This window comes from Arthrobacter sp. FW306-1B-F12A, from assembly GCF_058781865.1.
In genome coordinates this window covers 158,093-176,909 of sequence record NZ_JBYSXD010000001.1, presented here as the reverse complement: position 1 = coordinate 176,909, position 18,817 = coordinate 158,093, and the positions used below count along the sequence as shown (strand labels likewise).

General features: G+C 63.6%; 13 protein-coding genes and 2 tRNA genes. 6 read left to right on the top strand and 9 right to left on the bottom strand.

What is annotated here, in order from left to right; translation table 11 throughout:
• Position 1 precedes the first annotated feature (1 nt).
• The 8 genes from metG to ilvD all read right to left on the bottom strand — a co-directional run bounded on the left by metG (position 2) and on the right by ilvD (position 12,862).
• Complete coding sequence (metG, locus tag AC3WJU_RS00850) at positions 2–1,561, bottom strand: methionine--tRNA ligase (RefSeq protein WP_492258910.1); 1,560 nt, start codon at positions 1,559–1,561, stop codon at positions 2–4.
• A 78-nt stretch (positions 1,562–1,639) separates the two neighbouring features.
• Positions 1,640–2,395: an ABC transporter ATP-binding protein gene (locus tag AC3WJU_RS00845; RefSeq protein WP_078108578.1), complete on the bottom strand. Its 756-nt coding sequence runs from the start codon at positions 2,393–2,395 to the stop codon at positions 1,640–1,642.
• On the bottom strand, positions 2,392–5,196 hold the full coding sequence (locus AC3WJU_RS00840; protein ID WP_492258909.1) for an ABC transporter permease: 2,805 nt from the start codon (positions 5,194–5,196) through the stop codon (positions 2,392–2,394). The genes AC3WJU_RS00845 and AC3WJU_RS00840 overlap by 4 nt, the downstream gene beginning before the upstream one ends.
• Positions 5,197–5,406: 210 nt before the next feature.
• Positions 5,407–7,002, bottom strand: coding sequence for a phosphoglycerate dehydrogenase (gene serA / locus AC3WJU_RS00835; RefSeq protein WP_284751161.1), 1,596 nt, complete (start codon positions 7,000–7,002; stop codon positions 5,407–5,409).
• A 184-nt stretch (positions 7,003–7,186) separates the two neighbouring features.
• Positions 7,187–8,212 (bottom strand): ketol-acid reductoisomerase, encoded by a 1,026-nt coding sequence (gene ilvC / locus AC3WJU_RS00830; RefSeq protein ID WP_059387645.1) that lies wholly within the window; start codon positions 8,210–8,212, stop codon positions 7,187–7,189.
• Between the two features lie 80 nt (positions 8,213–8,292).
• Positions 8,293–8,805: an acetolactate synthase small subunit gene (gene ilvN, locus AC3WJU_RS00825; RefSeq protein ID WP_028264679.1), complete on the bottom strand. Its 513-nt coding sequence runs from the start codon at positions 8,803–8,805 to the stop codon at positions 8,293–8,295.
• Positions 8,806–8,807: 2 nt separating this feature from the next.
• Positions 8,808–10,709, bottom strand: a complete 1,902-nt coding sequence (locus AC3WJU_RS00820) for an acetolactate synthase large subunit (RefSeq protein ID WP_284988363.1) — start codon at positions 10,707–10,709, stop codon at positions 8,808–8,810.
• Positions 10,710–11,140: 431 nt separating this feature from the next.
• Positions 11,141–12,862, bottom strand: a complete 1,722-nt coding sequence (gene ilvD, locus AC3WJU_RS00815; protein ID WP_492258908.1) for a dihydroxy-acid dehydratase — start codon at positions 12,860–12,862, stop codon at positions 11,141–11,143.
• A 296-nt stretch (positions 12,863–13,158) separates the two neighbouring features.
• Here ilvD and AC3WJU_RS00810 point away from each other — a divergent pair, with 296 nt between their 5' ends.
• The 3 genes from AC3WJU_RS00810 (at position 13,159) to AC3WJU_RS00800 (ending at position 15,572) form a co-directional block, all read left to right on the top strand.
• Positions 13,159–14,220, top strand: coding sequence for a sunset domain-containing protein (locus AC3WJU_RS00810; RefSeq protein WP_492258907.1), 1,062 nt, complete (start codon positions 13,159–13,161; stop codon positions 14,218–14,220).
• A gap of 56 nt (positions 14,221–14,276) precedes the next feature.
• The gene (locus tag AC3WJU_RS00805; protein WP_492258906.1) at positions 14,277–15,383 is read left to right on the top strand and encodes a PQQ-dependent sugar dehydrogenase; all 1,107 of its coding nucleotides are present in this window, start codon (positions 14,277–14,279) and stop codon (positions 15,381–15,383) included.
• A gap of 113 nt (positions 15,384–15,496) precedes the next feature.
• A tRNA-Lys gene (locus AC3WJU_RS00800) sits at positions 15,497–15,572 on the top strand.
• A 98-nt stretch (positions 15,573–15,670) separates the two neighbouring features.
• Here the strand turns inward: AC3WJU_RS00800 and AC3WJU_RS00795 are convergent.
• Entirely contained in the window at positions 15,671–16,159 is a 489-nt protein-coding gene (locus AC3WJU_RS00795; protein WP_084784340.1) for a MarR family winged helix-turn-helix transcriptional regulator, read from the bottom strand.
• 109 nt (positions 16,160–16,268) lie between these two features.
• Here AC3WJU_RS00795 and bcp point away from each other — a divergent pair, with 109 nt between their 5' ends.
• The 3 genes from bcp to AC3WJU_RS00780 all read left to right on the top strand — a co-directional run bounded on the left by bcp (position 16,269) and on the right by AC3WJU_RS00780 (position 18,743).
• A complete protein-coding gene (gene bcp, locus AC3WJU_RS00790; protein ID WP_059387640.1) occupies positions 16,269–16,742 on the top strand; it encodes a thioredoxin-dependent thiol peroxidase in 474 nt (157 codons plus the stop codon).
• A gap of 117 nt (positions 16,743–16,859) precedes the next feature.
• A tRNA-Leu gene (locus tag AC3WJU_RS00785) sits at positions 16,860–16,941 on the top strand.
• Positions 16,942–17,075: 134 nt separating this feature from the next.
• A complete protein-coding gene (locus AC3WJU_RS00780) occupies positions 17,076–18,743 on the top strand; it encodes an ABC transporter substrate-binding protein (protein WP_492258905.1) in 1,668 nt (555 codons plus the stop codon).
• The last annotated feature ends 74 nt before the right edge of the window (positions 18,744–18,817 follow it).

The window sequence follows — 18,817 nt, the reverse complement described above, 5'->3', positions numbered from 1 at the left end:
GCTAGGACTCGGCGGGCTCCTCGTAACGCGGGAAGACCGGGACCGGCGGCGGGAGCTCCGTACCGGGGACGATCGGCGTGGCGACGGCCGCGAACTGGCGGGGCTCGCCGTCGGGCTGTCCCAGGACCTCGAGCAGCTTGGCGGCCGATGTCGGCATGACCGGCTGGGCGAGGATCGCCACAATGCGGACAACCTCCAGCGTGACGTACAAGACCGTGTTCATGCGCTCGACGTCGGTCTTGCGCAGCACCCACGGGGCCTGCTCGGCAAAATACGCGTTGGTGTCGCCCAGCACGGCCCAGATTGCCTCGAGGGCACGGCTGAATTCCTGCTTCTCGAAAGCCGCGCGGGCCACGTCCAAAAGTCCGGCGGCCTGGGCAAGCAGCGCGGAGTCCTCTGCCGAGAAGTCTCCCGGAACCGGAACCCTGCCTTCGCAGTTCTTGGCCACCATGGACAGCGAACGCTGCGCCAGGTTGCCGAAGTTGTTCGCGAGATCGGCGTTCATGCGGCCCACGATCGCCTCGTGGTTGTAACTGCCGTCGGCGCCGAACGGAACTTCGCGGAGGAAGAAGAATCGCACCTGGTCCAGGCCGTACTGCTCCACGAAGTCCTTGGGGGCCACCACGTTGCCGAGGGACTTGGACATCTTGACGCCATTGTTGGTCAGGAAGCCATGGATCATGACGCGCTTGGGCAGTTCCAGGCCCGCGCTCATCAGGAAGGCGGGCCAGAAGATGGCGTGGAACCGGGAGATGTCCTTGCCGATGATGTGGACGTCGGCGGGCCAGAACTTACGGAACGCCTCAGAATCGGCATCAGGGTAACCGACTCCCGTCAGGTAATTGGTCAGCGCATCAACCCACACGTACATGACGTGTTTGTCGTTGCCCGGCACCGGGACACCCCAGTCGAAAGTCGTCCGGCTGATGGACAAGTCCTGAAGGCCCTGCTTGACGAAGCTGATGACCTCGTTGAAGCGGTACTGGGGGGCGCCGAACTCCGGCTGCTCCTCGTACAAGGCCAGCAACTTGTCCTGGTAGGCGGACAAACGGAAGAAGTAGCTCTCCTCCGCGGTCCACGTCACTTCGGTATCCGTACCGCGCGAGTAGCGGACGCCGTCGTCCTTCAGTACTGTCTCGTCTTCGGTGTAGTAAGCCTCGTCGCGGACCGAGTACCAGCCCTCGTATTTGGACAGGTAAATGTCCCCCTTGGCTTCCATCTTCTTCCAGATGGCCTGGGAGGCGGCATAGTGGTCGGCATCCGTGGTGCGGATGAACCGGTCGTAGGAGATGCCCAAGGCAGCGTGGGCGGCCTTGTAGATTTCGGCATTCCGGTCCACGAGTTCCTTGGGCGTGATGCCTTCCTTCTCCGCAGCCTGGGCAATCTTCATGCCGTGCTCGTCCGTGCCGGTCAGGAACATCACGTCATAGCCATCGAGGCGCTTGAACCGGGCCATCGCGTCGGTGGCGATGTACTCGTAGGCATGCCCGATATGCGGCTCGCCGTTCGGGTAGGTAATGGCGGTGGTGATGTAGAACGGGGGTTTATCTGGAGACGTCACTCTACGAAGTTACCTTCTCTTGGAGATGGAAAGACCGGACCGGCCGCATGTGACGGCCGGCCCGGAAGCAGCGGGCTACTAGTTCAATTCAGTCAGCGTATCGCTGAGCCTGACAAGCTCGTGGTCGTGGGAGGCCACCAGAACGGCGATACCGTCGCTCGTGGTGTCCTTCAGGATGCTGATGATGCGGTTTGCCGAAGTACGGTCCAGGCTGGCCGTTGGCTCGTCCACCACCAGGACCCTGGTGCCCAGGATCAGGGCGCGGGCGATGGCGACACGCTGGCGCTCACCGCCGGACAGCTGCGCCGGACGGTGGCGCATGCGCCGGCCCAGCCCCACCAGGTCCAGCAAGTCCTTGGCCATTTCGGTGCGCTGCTCCACTTCGCCGTCGGGGACGGCCGGCAACAGCACATTCTCCAAAGCGCTCATGCCGTCGATCAGGGCGCCGCCCTGGTCCACGTACCCGATGAGGGCGCGGCGGCGGTCGGCGATTTCGTCGTCGCCCATCTTCTCGAGGGAATCGCCCTCCCAGAGGACACGGCCCGACGTCGGAAGCGTGAGTCCCGCTCCCACCGTCAGGATGCTGGTCTTGCCTGAGCCGCTTCGCCCGGCGACGCAGTGCATCTCACCGGCGTGCAGGGTGAGGTTGAAGTCCTCGACGACGGTGACCGGCTCCGCTCCACCCTTGTCACCGCCATAGCGGATGGTGATGTTGCTCAACTGCAAGGGCATGCCGTGGTCCGCAGCCCGCACGATGGTGTTGGCGCGGGTCTGGAACGACTCGTCGGTGGATTCCGTGGTCGCGGTCAGATCGGGTTCGAGGTTGTCAGTCATTTGACCACTTTCGTTGCAATGGGAATCCAGCAAATTACGGCCACCACTCCGGCCAAAGCGGCCCAAAGTGCGGCATAAGGAGCGAGCAACAGGCCCAGGCCCAGCGCCCCCACGACGCCGAGGATCAGCGCCACTGCTCCGACCAAGGCATTTTCGAAGAAACGGACCTGTCCCAGCATGTCCGGGTTCCAGCCCATGGCCCGGAGCGTGCCGAGCTGTTCGCGCCTGGCCTGGAGTTCGAAGCGACCGGTGACCAAGGTCAGTACGAGGCCAACGAGCACCCCGCTCACCGCCAGGATGACGCTCGGCAAGGCGATCGTGGCGGAGGCGAGCCCGCTGAGGGCACTGGCTCCAGCTGCGCGCGGGATGTCAATGAGCAACGCGATCAGCGCGCCCACGGCAGCGCCGAACACGCCCACGGCAACGGCCAGGGCCACTGAGCTGAAACGGTGGGTAACCAGTTGGCGGTACGCGAACGTGAGCGGTGAATCCACCGGGATCAGGCGTTCGTCGTGTTGGGGTTCCTGGTCAACGATGTCGCGGTGCCGCAATTGCTGGGCCGCGATGTAGGCGGCGGCACAGTAAATGAGCAACACGGACGCCGAAACAATGACCGTGGCCAGGTTCCAGCTCAGAAGGCTTAGCGCAATGCCTGCCACGGCAACGATCCCCGCACCTATACCGAACTCTTCGAGGACCCAACTTCGGATCTTCCTTTGGGTCCAGCCCATGGCGCGGAGGATCCCTGCCTCGCTGCGTCGCTGGCGGATATAGCTCACGGTTGAAGCGCCGGTCAGGAGGGTGGCCCCGCACAGCGTCAGGAAGAGGAGGGTGATGTTGGTGCCGGTCAGGGATCCGGAAACGGCGTCGGCGGCATCCTGCCGGACCCACGACTGCTGGACGGTACCCAGCGCGGATTCCTTGCCGGCGTCGTCCTTGGAGTATCCCGGGACGAAGATGTTGGCGTCTTCACGCGCGGAGCCGGCCACCACTGTGGCTTGGAGACCCATGTCGCGGATCTGGGCCGCGAGCTTATCGACCTCCGGTTGGGCCTGCTTCCAGTTGCCTGGCGCGCTGGCGCGGACCCTGACGGCGTCGATCACGTTGGCGTTGGAATCGTAACCACGCGCTGCGGCAAGGCCGTAGTAGTCGGTGAGGGCACCGGCAGACTGGCTGACCAGGCCGGTGGCGCTCAGCGAAGGCTTGAGGCCCTTGGCTGCGGTGTCATTTCCCGAAGCGTCCTTCTGGAGCGTCATCGGGGCCGGGTCGTAGCCACCCAAGGGCAGCTTGTTGACGTCGCCCGCTGCTTTCTGGATCTGGGCCGGATCAAACGTCCCGTAGACCATCGGCAGCGGCGTAGCGGGCTTCGATCCCGTGGCAAGGTTCTCCCGGTACGAGCGCTCATCGACCGGCTTGCGCTGGCTCTGGTCGACCATCGCCCCGAAGGCCGACTTCTCGGGCAGCTTGTTGACGGTCACCCAGTCTCCCGGCGTGGCGGACTTGCCGACGGCGCCGTTCGCGGAAGTTTCGCCGTCCTTGTACTTGGGTGCCGCGGCGAAGTCGGTGCTCCACTGGGCCGGCTGGTACAGGCCTTGGCTGAAGTTGCCCATATTACCGAGCAGCTGGCTGTGGTCCGTGGATCCTGGCCATGACAGGGCGAACGGCGACTTTGACACGAAGGGCAGGTAGTCCTTGTCCAAAGAGCGCGAGACAGTGCCGACGTCGTTGACGACCTTGCCCGAATCATCGATTTCCTGGATTTGGACCGAGTACTTCAGATCCAGCGAGGTTCCCTGCCGGACGATCAAAGGAATGGCCTGTGAAGCATCCGTGATCTGGCCGGAGAGCTTCGCCTGCTGGTACTGGGTCATGAGGGGTGCCCAGTATTTGAGCTTGACGCCCATGAAATCCGGGCCTTGTTCGAGTTCCTGCTGCGTAGGGCTCTTGGCGAAGAGCTGTTCGAAGTAGCGGCCGATTGCGCCTGCGTTGCGGGTGTCGGCCGGCGGCGCCTTTTGCAGCGGTGCGAGGAAGTCTCCGGCGGAGCCCAAGAGCGCGCGCTCGGCGGTCGGATCGACGGCGACGACCGACTCGGTGACCTGCGGAGCCATGGGCAGCGCTACGGAAAGGTTGAAGAGGTTGTGTTCCGAGCCGCCGGCGGGAGCGGGGAACTTGATGCCGGTCTCCCCCGCGGGTCCGGCGATGCGGATGCTCTTGCCTCCGGCAGTCTGCTGCTCAACAACCTGCCCCTTGCCGAGGGTGCCTTCGGCGCTGGTCTGGAAGAGGGTTTGCTGGGACACTCCGTCGGAGCTCACGGCGGTGGCGGTCAGGCGGTACTTCTTGGGCTTCGCGGGAAGCACGGATTCCGGTGCGGGCCAGCTCTTGGAGTCCGTTCCGGTCGGATCTCCCGCGGTGGCTCCACCAGCCAGTCCCGCGTTGTAGCCAAGGTAATCCATCGCGTCGAGACGCGGGGTTTCCAGGTTCTGCGTTACCCGGGAAACGAGGCTGATGGGCGCCGCGACCGACGCGCCGCTCAGCCCACGGATCTTCTCGAGTTGCGGGAAGCTGATGCCGCCCTGGCCGTTCGCGATGTCCGGCTGGAGGAGCGCCCCGCCGTCCTTGGTATTCGCGGACTTGGCCTGGACCAGGATGTCGTACAGGCCGCGTGAGTTCTCATCCACTGTCCGGTTCAGCGCGGCCTGCGACTGGCTCTGGATGAATACGGACAAACACATGGCGACGATCAAAATGGCCGCGGTCAACAGAAGCACACGGCTTCTGATGAACCTCTGGACGGCGTTCATAGGGCTCCCTGAGTCCTGGATTGCGGGTGCGCACACTGCTGTCCCTGGAACCATGCCGAGGCAATAGGAATCCACCGGGTGTGTGCAAAAGTTATTGGCCGGCCTGCCGCCGGTTCCGAATTTCGGACCAAGCCATTGTAGGCAGACCGGCCAATGATATGTGGCCGATGTGAAGTGCGGCACACTTTTCTAGCTCAAACGGTGAGGATGCTAGTCCTCCAGATCCACTTCACGAACCATGTCGGCGCCAATGCCGGCCTTGATGGCTTCAAGGACCTGCTGCGGCACCGAAGTGTCGATCGTGAGCAGCGCCAGGACCTGGCCGCCTTCGCTCTGGCGGGCCACCTGCATGCCACCGATATTGATGTTGTTCATGCCCAGGATGTGGCCGATGGTGCCGATGACACCGGGACGGTCCGCGTAGGAAACAACCACGAGGTGCTCGCTGATCGGGATTTCGACGTCGTAACCGTTGACGCCCACGAGCTTCTGGACCTGCTTGGGTCCGGTGAGCGTTCCGGCCACGGAAATCTGCGATCCGTCGCTGAGTGCCCCGCGGATGGTCAGGACGTTGCGGTAGTCCTCGGCTTCCGGCGTCGTGATCAGGCGAGTGTTGATGCCGCGCTGCTCGGCGATGACGGGTGCGTTGACGTAGGAGACCTGCTCGGTCACGACGTCGGCGAACACGCCCTTGAGCGCCGCCAGTTCGAGGACCTTCACGTCCAGGCTGGAGATTTCGCCCGCGACCTCGACGTCGATCTGCGTCAGGGATGCGTGGGTCAGGGCCGTGAAGATCCGGCCGAGCTTCTCGATCAGCGGGATTCCGGGGCGGACGTCGGAAGCGATCACGCCACCGGCCACGTTGACTGCATCCGGGACGAGTTCGCCGGCGAGGGCGAGGCGCACGGACTTCGCCACGGAGACGCCGGCTTTTTCCTGGGCTTCGTCCGTGGAGGCACCCAGGTGGGGCGTCACGATGACATTGTCCATGCCGAAGAACGGAAGGTCGGTGCTCGGCTCCTTGACGAAAACGTCGATGCCTGCGCCGGCGATCTGGCCGTCTTCCAAAGCCTCGTGGAGGGCTTCTTCGTCGATCAGGCCGCCGCGGGCGACGTTGACAACGTAGGCCGTTTCCTTCATCTTCTTGAAGGCATCGGCGCCCAGCATGCCCACCGTTTCCGGGGTTTTGGGCATGTGGATGGTGATGAAGTCGGACTTCTCCAGCAGTTCGTCCAGGGTGACGAGCTTGACGCCGAGCTGAGCGGCGCGCGCGGAGGTGATGTAGGGGTCGTAGGCGAGGATCTCGGTCTCGAAGCCCTGCAGGCGGGCGGCCACGAGCGCTCCGATGCGTCCGAGGCCGATGATGCCGATCTTCTTCTCGAAGAGTTCGATGCCCGTGTACTTGGAGCGCTTCCACTCGCCGCCCTTCAGGGCGGAACTGGCCTGGGGGATGTGGCGGGCAAGGCTGAGGATGTGACCGACCGTCAGCTCGGCAGCGGACACAATGTTCGACGTCGGGGCGTTGACCACCATGACGCCGGCCTGGGTAGCGGCCTTGATGTCCACGTTGTCCAGGCCGACGCCGGCACGGGCGATGATTTTGAGGTTCTTGGCTGCGGCAATTGCCTCGGCGTCCACCTGGGTGGCTGAACGCACGAGGATGGCGTCGACGTCGACGATTGCGGAGAGCAGCTGGGAGCGGTCCGCGCCGTCGGTTTGGCGGATCTCGAAGTCCGGACCAAGGGCCTCGATCGTGGCGGGCGAAAGTTCCTCAGCGAGGAGTACTACTGGCTTGGTGCTAGTCACCGGTGACCTCTTTAGCTCTCTTTTTCAGGTGGGGTTTTGGTGAAACGATTCTTTGACGACGAAGGCCGGACCCGGTATACCGGGTCCGGCCTCCATGCCGGGCGGCTTCATTTCGAGCCTATCCCGAACGGCGTTCTGTGTTGAATTGCTACGGCTCCTGCCGCGGCTTCAACGGGTGCCTTGACTAGCGGGCCGCGGAGCCTTCGACGTAGTCCTCGTCCTGCTGCTGCCAGGAGAACAAGGAACGCAGCTCGCGACCGACCCCCTCGATCGGGTGCTGCTCTGCCTTGGCACGCAGCTCCTTGAACTCGACTGCGCCGTTGTCCTGGTCGTCGATGAAACGCTTGGCGAAGGCACCGGACTGGATGTCCGCGAGGACACCGGCCATGTTTTCCTTGACGCGGGGGTCGATGACGCGCGGGCCGGAGACGTAGTCGCCGTACTCTGCGGTGTCGGAAACGCTCCAGCGCTGCTTGGCGATGCCGCCCTCCCACATGAGGTCAACGATGAGCTTGAGCTCGTGAAGAACCTCGAAGTAGGCGATCTGCGGCTGGTAGCCGGCTTCGGTCAGGGTCTCGAAGCCGTACTGGATCAGCTGGGAGACGCCGCCGCAGAGGACAGCCTGCTCGCCGAAGAGGTCGGTTTCGGTCTCTTCGGTGAAGGTGGTCTTGATGACGCCGGCGCGGGTGCCGCCGATCGCCTTCGCGTAGGACTTGGCCAGGTCCCAAGCGGAACCGGAAGCGTCCTGCTCGACGGCGATGATGTCCGGGATACCTCGTCCGGCTTCGAACTCGCGGCGCACGGTGTGGCCCGGAGCCTTCGGGGCGATCAGGATGACGTCAACGCCCTCGGGCGCCTCGATGTAGCCGAAGCGGATGTTGAAGCCGTGGGCGAAGGCAAGGGCCTTGCCGGCGGTCAGCTTGTCTTTGATGGAGTCGTTGTAGATCGCGCGCTGGTGCTGGTCCGGTGCCAGGATCATGATGACGTCGGCCCATTCGGCGGCGTCGGCAACGTTCTTGACCGTGAAGCCTGCGTCCTCGGCCTTTGCGATCGACTTCGAGCCTTCCTTGAGCGCGATGACAACCTCGACGCCGGAGTCGCGCAGGTTCAGCGCGTGGGCGTGGCCCTGGGAACCGTAGCCGACAATGGCAACCTTGCGACCCTGGATGATCGACAGGTCTGCGTCGTCGTCGTAGAACATTTCAGTCACTTGCGTAACTCCTCTTGAGTGGTTTTGTAGATATTGTCTGTGGTTCGGTATCGGGCTACTACGCGGTACTAGGACAGTGCCTAAGCGCTGCGCAACGCCCTGTCACTCATGGAGCGGGATCCCCGCCCAACGGCCAAGGTGCCGGACTGCACTATTTCGCGGATGCCGAACGGCTCGAGCACTGAAAGCAGCGCTGCAAGCTTTTCCGGGGTACCGGTTGCCTCGATGACCACCGAGTCTGTGGAAACGTCAACCACTGAGGCACGGAACAAGTCTGCAGCTTGGGTGACCTGCAGGCGTGTCGCGGCATCCGCACGTACCTTGACCAGGATGTGGTCACGTTGCACGGAAGATTCTGAAGTCAGCTCCACAATCTTGATCACGTTGATCAGTTTGTTGAGCTGTTTGGTGACCTGCTCGATGAGGTCGCCATCGGCGTCGACGACGACGGTCATCCGGGAAATCCCGGAGACCTCGGTGGGGCCGACGGCCAGGGAGTTGATGTTGAAGGCCCGCCGGGCGAAGAGGCTGGCCACGCGGGTCAGCACGCCGGGCTTGTCTTCGACCAGAACGGACAATGTGTGGCGGCTCATGGCTAGTCCTCCTCTTCCCATTCCGGGGTCATGTTGCGGGCAACCTGGATCTGGTCGTTAGAGACTCCGGAGGGGACCATCGGCCACACCATGGAGTTCGGGCTGACCACGAAGTCGATGACCACGGGACGGTCATTGATTTCCAAGGCCTTCTGGATGGTGGCGTCAATGTCCTCGTCCCGCTCGCAGCGGAACGCGGCACAGCCGTAGGCGTCCGCCAGCTTGACGAAGTCCGGGATACGGACGGTGTCGTGGCCGGTGTTCAGGTCGGTGTTGGAGTAGCGGCCTTCATAGAAGAGGGTCTGCCACTGGCGCACCATGCCCAGCGAGGAGTTGTTGATGATGGCAACCTTGATGGGAATCTTGTTGATGGCGCAGGTGGCCAGTTCCTGGTTGGTCATCTGGAAGCAGCCGTCGCCGTCGATCGCCCAGACCACGCGGTCGGGTTCGCCGACCTTGGCGCCCATGGCTGCCGGCACGGCATAACCCATGGTCCCGGCTCCACCCGAGTTGAGCCAGGCGTGGGGACGCTCGTACTTGATGAACTGGGCGGCCCACATCTGGTGCTGGCCAACGCCTGCAACGTAGATGCCTTCCGGACCCGTGAGCGCACCAATGCGTTCGATGACCCGCTGGGGGGCGCTGAGTCCGTCTTCCGGCTCGGTCCAGCCAAGGGGGTAGGTGTCGCGGAGGTTGTTGAGGAACGCCCACCAACCGTCGAGGTCCGGGGTGCCGGATTGCTCGAAAGCGTTGCGGACAGCCTCGCTCAGTTCCGGAATGATCTCCTTGACGGAGCCCACGATCGGAACGTCGGCCGTGCGGTTCTTGGAGATCTCCGCGGGGTCGATGTCCGCGTGGATGATCTTTGCGTGCGGAGCGAACGTGCTGAGCACACCCGTCACGCGGTCATCGAAGCGCGCACCAAGGGTGATCAACAGATCGGACTGCTGCAGTGCGGTAACCGCGGAAACCGTGCCGTGCATGCCGGGCATGCCGACGTGCAGGGGGTGGGAATCCGGGAACGCGCCGCGGGCCATGAGCGTTGTCACCACGGGAGCGCCGGTGAGTTCCGCGAGCTCGCGCAGTTCGGCCGATGCGTGGGCCTTGACCACTCCGCCGCCGACATACAGGACAGGCTTGCTTGCCGCAGCGATCAGCCGGGCGGCTTCGCGGACCTGCTTGTTGTGCCCGCGGACCACCGGACGATAACCCGGCAAATCGATCTTGGGCGGCCAGGAGAAGGTCATGGTGCCCTGCTGGGCATTTTTGGCGATATCCACCAATACGGGACCGGGACGACCGGTGCTCGCAAGGTAGAAAGCCTCGGCCATGACGTGCGGAATGTCATTGGGATCCGTCACCAGGAAGGAATGCTTGGTGATCGGCATGGTGATGCCGACGATGTCCGCTTCCTGGAAGGCATCAGTGCCGATGACGGAAGCCGATACCTGGCCGGTAATGGCCACGAGGGGCACGGAGTCCATGTGGGCATCCATGATGGCGGTAACGAGGTTGGTGGCACCGGGGCCCGAGGTGGCGATGCAGACGCCGACCCGTCCGGTAACCATGGCGTAGCCTTGCGCTGCGTGGCCGGCTCCCTGTTCGTGACGGACCAGGACGTGATTCATCTTGGAGGCCATCAAAGGGTCATAGGTGGGGAGGATCGCGCCACCGGGCAAACCAAAAATATCGTCCACGCCGAGTTCTTCGAGCGAGCGGACAATAGCTTCCGAGCCGGTCATCACCGTTGGGGGTACAACGTTGTTCGGCCCGAGTACAGGAGAGAGAGTTGCAGCATTGTCGACGACGGCGTCAGCCGGACGGTCGACCTTTTCCGGAGCCTTGGGGGCTCCAGCGGACTTTGCAGCCATCAGCGAGGGGCTGATCGGCGATCCTTTGCTCATCGGACTCTTCCTTTGGGGATCTTCAATTAGTGAAAGTTACTGCGTGGGTACTGCGTTCATGCTGGTTCTTGCTCAATGCGCCGTCCCCTGCGGGAAATAAAAAAACCCCTCAGCCTTGCGGCTCTTCGAGGGGTTGCGCGTGACGGTTCGTTACCAGTCGGGCTAGGAGGCCACGCGCTTGGTAAGTACGACAGTGCCCACGGTGGCGCCGACAGTAACGAATGCGATCATGCGTTCAGTGTTCCCTCTTAGTGAGATAGGTGTCAAACGATGAAGATGTCATCTCACTATGTGGACCTCATTGTCCACGGACTGGTCCTACCCCACCCTCCGGCGTGAACGCCGTCCGGCCGGGGCCCTCGGACCAGCCCTTATTAAGCCCTGCCGCCTCCAGCGGCCTTGTCACCACTGGAGGCACGGGGTACTTAGCTTCAGCCGCAGTAGGCGCCTGTGGAGGCGCTGTGCACCAGCTTGGCGTATTTCGCGAGGACGCCCTTGGTGAACTTGGCCGGGAGGGGCTCCCAGCCGATCTTGCGGGACTCGAGCTCGGCTTCGTCCACCAGGAGGTCGAACGAACGGGCAGCGATGTCCACGCGGATCTTGTCGCCGTCCTTGACGAAGGCGATGGGTCCGCCGTCGACGGCTTCAGGCGCAACGTGCCCGATGCAGAGACCGGTGGTACCGCCCGAGAAGCGGCCGTCGGTCAGCAGGAGCACGTCCTTGCCAAGGCCCGCGCCCTTGATGGCGCCGGTGATGGCGAGCATCTCACGCATCCCCGGGCCGCCCTTGGGACCTTCGTAACGGATCACGACGACGTCCCCCGCCTTGATCTCGCCCTTGTCCAAGGCGTCGAGCGCACCCTGCTCGCGCTCGAACACGCGGGCGGTTCCTTCGAAGACGTCGGCGTCGAAGCCGGCGCTCTTCACGACGGCACCTTCCGGGGCCATGGAACCGTGCAGGATGGTGATGCCGCCGGTCTTGTGGATCGGGTTGTCCAGCGCGCGCAGGATCTTGCCGTCGAGGTCCGGCGGGTTGATGGAGGCCAGGTTTTCGGCAAGGGTCTTGCCCGTGACCGTCAGGCAGTCGCCGTGCAGCAGGCCGGCGTCGAGCAGCGCCTTCATAATGACCGGCACGCCGCCGATCTTGTCGACGTCGGTCATGACGTAGCGGCCGAAGGGCTTGAGGTCGCCCAGGTGCGGGATCTTGTCGCCGATGCGGTTGAAGTCGTCCAGGGTCAGTTCGACCTCAGCTTCCCGGGCGATCGCGAGCAGGTGCAGGACGGCGTTGGTGGAACCGCCGAAGGCCATGGTGACGGCGATGGCGTTCTCGAACGCCTTCTTGGTCATGATGTCCCGCGCGGTAATGCCGAGGCGAAGCAGGTTGACCACTGCCTCGCCGGACTTGCGGGCAAAGTCATCACGACGGCGGTCTGCCGAGGGCGGGGCAGCCGAGCCCGGCAGGGACATGCCCAGGGCTTCACCGATGCACGCCATGGTGTTGGCCGTGTACATACCGCCGCAGGCGCCTTCACCAGGACAGATCGCGCGTTCGATGCGGTCCAGGTCGCCCCGGCTCATCTTTCCGGCAGCGCACGCACCCACGGCTTCGAAGGCGTCAATGAGGGTGACTTCCTTCTCCGATCCGTCCTCAAGCTTGACCCAGCCCGGCATGATGGAACCGGCGTAGAGGAAGACGCTGGCGAGGTCCAGGCGGGCGGCTGCCATCAGCATGCCCGGGAGGGATTTGTCGCAGCCGGCCAGCAAAACGGAGCCGTCGATGCGCTCGGCCTGCATGACCGTTTCAACGGAGTCGGCAATGACTTCGCGCGAAACAAGGGAAAAGTGCATGCCCTCGTGGCCCATGGAAATGCCGTCCGAAACGGAAATGGTGCCGAACTGCATGGGGAAACCACCGCCGGCGTGAACGCCTTCCTTGGCGCCCTGGGCGAGCCGGTTCAGCGAGAGGTTGCAGGGGGTAATTTCGTTCCACGAGCTCGCGACGCCGATCTGGGGCTTGGCGAAGTCATCATCGCCCATGCCTACGGCCCGGAACATGCCTCGCGCGGGGGCGGCATGGATGCCGTCCGTTACGACCCGGCTGCGTGGCTTGATGTCCGGCTGGTTGTCTGTCGCAATTGGGGTGTGGTCACTCATGGGCACGAGTCTATGACTCTTGGGCTGTGGCCAACGAACATGATCGGCGGGTTAAGGCGAATTTGGCACTATTTCAGCCAATATTTCATTCAAATAATGGACAGTCGTCTCGCTATGTGAGACATGGGTCTCATTGTCGGCTGCTGGCCCATCCGACAGGATCGCTGATGCGCTGAAGGGCCGCGAATCGATTGACTAACCTAGACAGCCCCGTGACACGGACGTAACGTCAAATCACGACAGCTGCGCCACTCGAACAGACATGCGCCAATTGAACAGACAGAAGGGCTCCTCCCATGGATTGGTTGATCTGGGTCATCGTCATCGTGTTGATCGTCGCGATTGTTTGGTGGCTGCTGAGCCGCAATAGCGCGAAGTCTTCTTCGGGCTCCGGGGCTTCGCCGTCGCAGGCCGCCTCGTCACCACAAATGGACGTCACAGCAGCCGCATTGACAGGCTCCGCCCCCTTGGTCGCCGCAACCGCGACCGCCGATCAAGAGCTAGCCGAGTCGCGCGCAGCCGCACCCGAGCCGGAGCCGGAAGCCGAAACTGAGGCAGGCGGCGTCGACGTCGACGACTGGGAGCGCCCCGGCCCTCCCCTCGAAACCGGCATGGCCGCCCCGGAAGAAGAATCCTCAGCGGCCGGCCCCTCGGTGGTGGAGCCCGTGTTCGAGGAGCCCACGCTCTCGGAACCCGTACTGTCCGAGGACGCGGTTTCCGAGGCTACAGCCTCAGAGACCGCCGCACCGCTGGCTGCCGAGCCGGAACTTGAAGGGGGCGTGACGGCCGACGACGTTACCGCGGCCGACGCCGGGCCGTCCGTTCCCGCGGCTGCCGGCGTTCCGGCGTCGTCGGGCTCGGAACCAGCCACCCCCGAACAGTTGGCCGACAGCGCCGAATGGGAAGCGACCTGGAGCGAAGGCGGCGCACCAGTGGCTCCCGCCCCGATCCACCACCGCGAATACACGGACGCCCATGCACCGACGCTTCCCGGCGCGGAATCCGCCGCGGCGGAGGCAGTCGACACTGCAGCCGAAGGGGCGCAGGAAGACCGGGCCGAAAATCCCGACGCGGCACCTTCGCCGGTTGAGTCAACCACCGTGGCCCAGGATTCCGCAGCCGCATCGCCGCTGGGCGGGCATCTCGCAGCCGAGCAGCCGTATGGCGAAGGCTCCGCCGCGGCCGACGCTGACGGGAGTGGCCCTGATGGCTACACCGTCAAAGGCAACGCGGACACCATGACCTATCACGATGAAGACAGCCCGTCGTACGACGAGGTCAAGGCCGACGTCTGGTTTGTTTCCAGCGCCCACGCCGAGGCAGCCGGCTTCCGACCTCCTCGCAGGAACCGCCGCTGAGAGCCCCAAGGAGCTGACCCAGGGCGGCAAGCAGCCCTGCAACCAGGACCCAAGCAATGAACCAGGCAAAGGCGGGATCCGGGAGCGTCTTCCGGTCCCGCCTTGCGCTCGTCCGGGCTCCCGTAGCGGTGGCCTGCCTCGTGGCCCTGTTGCTGAGCGCCTGTACAGGGAGTGCCCCCGGACCGGGGCCTACCCAAGGCAACGGACCCGAGTTGAATCGGAAGCTTGACCTGAATCTGACAATTCCGTGGTCGATCGTGTTCCTCGACGACGGTACTGCCGTCATCTCCGAACGCGACACCAAGCTGATCAAATCGGTCCGGAACGATCGGGCCACGACGGTAGGCGAGGTTCCCGGCGTCGTACCCGGGGGCGAAGGCGGGCTGCTGGGGCTGGCGCTCTCCCCGACGTTCGCCAGCGACCGCCTGCTCTATGCCTACTTCACCGCTGAATCGGACAACCGGATTTCGCGCATCCGGCTGGAGCAGGCCGCAGACGGGCGGTTGAGCCCCGGCACACCCGAAGTCATCTTCACCGGCATTCCCAAAGCCGCCACCCACAACGGCGGGCGCATCCGCTTCGGTCCCGACGGGTTCCTCTACGTCGGCACGGGAGACGCGCAGCACCCGGAGCAAGCACAGGACCGCACTGCGCTTGGCGGGAAGATCCTGAGGCTTACCCCCGAGGGAAAGCCGGCACCGGGCAACCCGTTCGGCAATCCCGTTTACAGCTACGGACACCGCAATGTGCAGGGTTTGGCTTGGAACAGTGACGGCAGGCTGTGGGCGAGTGAATTCGGACCCGACGTCAACGACGAACTCAACCTCATCGAAGCGGGCGGCAACTACGGTTGGCCACAAGTGACCGGTGCGCCCGGCCGCGCCGGTTACATCGACGCCAAGGTGGTCTGGCCGTCGACGGCGGATGCCTCACCGAGCGGTCTGGAAATCGTGAACGGAACGGCGTTCACGTGCGCGCTGCGCGGTCAGCGTTTGTGGACCGTACCGCTGCGCGGAGAAACGGCGGGGAATCCCGTGGCGTACCTCACGGCCCAGTACGGACGGCTGAGGGACGTTTCGCTAGCGCCGGACGGCACACTGTGGGCCCTCAGCAACAACCAAAACCCCGACTTTGCACTGCTCCTGAAGCCTCCCCGCCAGTGACGCGCAGGAGGCCCGGGCCGATTTCACACTTCGGCAAGTGTCGTGTAGAGTTACATGTCGTTGCGGAGATCAACGAGGGAAGAAAAGCCCTCAGCCGATCGAAATCGACAAATGCACCTCTAGCTCAATTGGCAGAGCAATTGACTCTTAATCAATGGGTTCCGGGTTCAAGTCCCGGGGGGTGCACCAAAGGGAAGATCCCTGGATGGCTGAATGGCCGTCCAGGGATCTTTTTTATTTTCCCCCGGACTCGGCCCGGAGCCGCTTCCGCCCGGACCTGCGGAGGCCTAGTTGGAGGGCTCGCCCGGCGCCACAGCTGAATCCGCTGCGGCCACAATGTCGTTCACGACTGCCGAGGAATGATTGTTTGCCAGTTCGCGTACAAGCGACTGGAGCTCCCGCCGCAGTTTGGCGGTGTCCACGGGCACGGGTGCAAGCACTTCGCGTTCCAGCTGCGTGGCGAGTCCGAGGGTGCGCTCCCCCGCCTCGGTCAAACTGACCACTTGGCTACGGCGGTCGGACACGCTGCGTGCACGGCTGACGTGGCCGTGTGCCTCCAGCCTGGTGAGCGTCTTCCCCATTGTCTGCGCCTGAACCCGGACGATCTGTGCGAGCATCGACTGGGTGGTCGGTCCGTTGACGGCAAGTACTTCCATGACAATGACCCCGGCATGGGTCAGGTCCATACCGCGCAGTTTCTCGTTCCAGGCATGCTCCACGAGTCGCGCGGCCGTGGAGAGCAGGCGCCCAGTGGGCCACCGTTCCATATCAGGCATAAGGGCCAGTATATAGACCGCTGCGCGCGGAGCAGGACCGGGGTTCAATTCGTGAAGCGGCCAGCCGATCACTAAGCTGAGTGATCGCGAACGCTAGCAAGGAGCACAAATGGCTGAACGACTCATTCCAGGCGACATTGCCCCGGACTTCACCCTCAAGGACCACGCGGGCCGCGAGATCAGCCTGGCCTCGCACCGTGGCCGCAATACAGTCATCTACTTCTACCCCGCGGCTTCCACCCCGGCATGCGCCAAGCAGGCCTGCGACTTCCGCGATTCCCTCGCAACCCTCCAGGCCGCCGGTTACGAGGTTCTTGGCATCTCTCCGGACACCGTGAAGGATCTGGAGAAGTTTGTGGCCGAAGAATCATTGACCTTCCCACTGCTGTCCGACGAGGGGCACCACGTGGCTGAGGCCTATGCGGCGTGGGGCGAAAAGAAGAACTACGGGCGCACCTACCAAGGGCTGATCCGCTCAACGATCGTGGTGGACCCCGACGGCAAGGTGGCCTTGGCCCAGTACAACGTGCGGGCCACCGGCCATGTGGCCAAACTCCGCAGGGACCTCAAACTCGACAAGTAGCCACCGCATCGCCGCATAGGCGCGGCTGGAATGGGTGGCGCGAAACCGCGGGTACAATGGAGGCCGGTAGAAGACCGGGGCGGGAATCCCTGAATCCCGGTCCGGAGACCAACACCAGCGCGAGTGGTGAAATTGGCAGACACGCAGGATTTAGGTTCCTGTGCCTTCGGGCGTGGGGGTTCAAGTCCCCCCTTGCGCACATTCAGGAAGTGCCCCGGTCCTTGGCCGGGGCACTTCCAGTTTCCAGCCGGGACTCAGGGCCCTGAACTAGACTGGACCGCGGTCCGGCTGCCGCGGGCCCCAAGCCCGTCCAACTGCCTTGAGGGGACAAGAGTGGTAAGCAGCAAGCTTCGCCGAGTCACGCTACAAATCGGCGCAGGCCTTCTGGCCCTGGCCTTGACCTCGTGCACGGTAAGTCCTGGACCGGCACCGTCAGCCTCGGCCGCGGGCAGCACCAAGGCAGAGCCGAGCAAGACCTTCAACTTCGGCACCCCGTCGATGCCGCTTGGGCTCGATCCCGCCGTGACGAACGACTCCGAGTCCTATCGCGTGACCCGGCAAGTGATGGAAGGCCTTGTGGGGGTCGACGCGTCCACCGGCCAACCAACTCCCCTGCTTGCCACCTCTTGGTCACAAGGGAACGACGGACTCAGCTACGACTTCACGTTGCGGTCGAAAGTCACCTTTCACGATGGCACCGTCTTTGACGCCGCCGCCGTCTGCAGCAACTTCAACCGTTGGTTCAATTTCCCGGCGACCATGCGTCAGCAGGCACCGGGCATCGCATTCAAGAGCGTCTTCAAATCCTTCGCGGACGACGCTTCGCTTTCGCTCTTCAAGAACTGCAAGGTCATCTCCCCCGATCACGTCCAAATCAACCTGGCCAAGCCCTTCACAGGCTTCCTTCAGGCTTTGACCCTGCCGGCGTTCGCGATGTCCTCCCCGAAAGCAATGGCCGACGGCAAGGCCGACGTCCTGGACAAGAAGCTGTCAGGCCAGCCGGCGTCAGCCTATGCCTCCCACCCCGTGGGCACGGGACCTTACGTTTTCTCCTCCTGGAGCCAGGACCGCATTACGCTGACCAGCTACAAGGGCTACTGGGGCGACCGGGGAGAGATAGCCACGGTCAACTTCATTCCGTTCGACTATCCGCAGGCCCGGCTCCAGGCCTTGCTCGCTGGAACCATCGACGGATACGACCTTGTTACCGCCGGCACCTTCGACCAACTGGTCAAGAAGGGCATGCAAATCGTCCAACGGGATCCGTTCTCCGTGATGTACCTGGGGATGAACGAGTCCGTGGCGCCCCTCCAGAACCTTGGCGTGCGGCAGGCAATAGAGATGGCCATCGACAAAGACACCCTTATCCACAAGTTCTTCATCGACAACACCTCACCTGCGACCCAGTTTGTTCCCCCCAAGCTGAGCGGCTTCAACAACAACGCACCGTCCTTGGGATACGACCCGGACAAGGCCAAGCAGCTCCTCGCCAAGTCGGGCTACAAAGGCGAGGAGCTCAAGTTCTACTACCCGCTCAATGTCACGCGCGCCTACCTTCCCACTCCGGAGAAGATCTACGCGGAGATCAGCGCGGAGCTCACCGCCATCGGACTGAACATCAAGCCGGTGCCCGTGAACTGGGACGACGGCTACCTCCAGAAGGTCCAATCACCCGGTGACCATGCGCTGCATTTGCTCGGCTGGAATGGCGCCTACTCGGACCCGGACAACTTCGTTGGAACCCTCTTCGGTGAAAACAACGGTGAGTTCGGCTACAGCGATCCCCAAGTCTTCTCAAAGATCGACCGGGCCCGGGGACTCCCCGACGGCGCTGACCGCAACTCGCAGTACCAGACCATCAATGCGCAGATCGCTGCCACCGTCCCGGCGGTACCCATCGCCTTCCCGATCTCGGCTTTGGCCCTTTCCGACCGCGTCGAGAAGTACCCGGCATCGCCTGTCTTAAACGAAGTTTTTACAAACGTTCGCCTGAAGTCTTGACGTCCCGCCGCAATTTCAGTTATGTGCCCACGCGGGGATATTCTGTGACAGCCAGTGCCGCCGCTATCGGAGAT

Excerpts from the sequence above, each read along its gene's own strand:
- AC3WJU_RS00820 (WP_284988363.1), bottom strand. The coding sequence starts at position 10,709 with ATGAGCAAAGGATCGCCGATCAGCCCCTCGCTGATGGCTGCAAAGTCC.
- bcp (WP_059387640.1), top strand. The coding sequence starts at position 16,269 with ATGGCTGAACGACTCATTCCAGGCGACATTGCCCCGGACTTCACCCTC.
- AC3WJU_RS00795 (WP_084784340.1), bottom strand. The coding sequence starts at position 16,159 with ATGCCTGATATGGAACGGTGGCCCACTGGGCGCCTGCTCTCCACGGCC.
- AC3WJU_RS00810 (WP_492258907.1), top strand. The coding sequence starts at position 13,159 with ATGGATTGGTTGATCTGGGTCATCGTCATCGTGTTGATCGTCGCGATT.
- ilvD (WP_492258908.1), bottom strand. The coding sequence starts at position 12,862 with ATGAGTGACCACACCCCAATTGCGACAGACAACCAGCCGGACATCAAG.
- AC3WJU_RS00840 (WP_492258909.1), bottom strand. The coding sequence starts at position 5,196 with ATGAACGCCGTCCAGAGGTTCATCAGAAGCCGTGTGCTTCTGTTGACC.
- ilvN (WP_028264679.1), bottom strand. The coding sequence starts at position 8,805 with ATGAGCCGCCACACATTGTCCGTTCTGGTCGAAGACAAGCCCGGCGTG.
- AC3WJU_RS00845 (WP_078108578.1), bottom strand. The coding sequence starts at position 2,395 with ATGACTGACAACCTCGAACCCGATCTGACCGCGACCACGGAATCCACC.
- AC3WJU_RS00805 (WP_492258906.1), top strand. The coding sequence starts at position 14,277 with ATGAACCAGGCAAAGGCGGGATCCGGGAGCGTCTTCCGGTCCCGCCTT.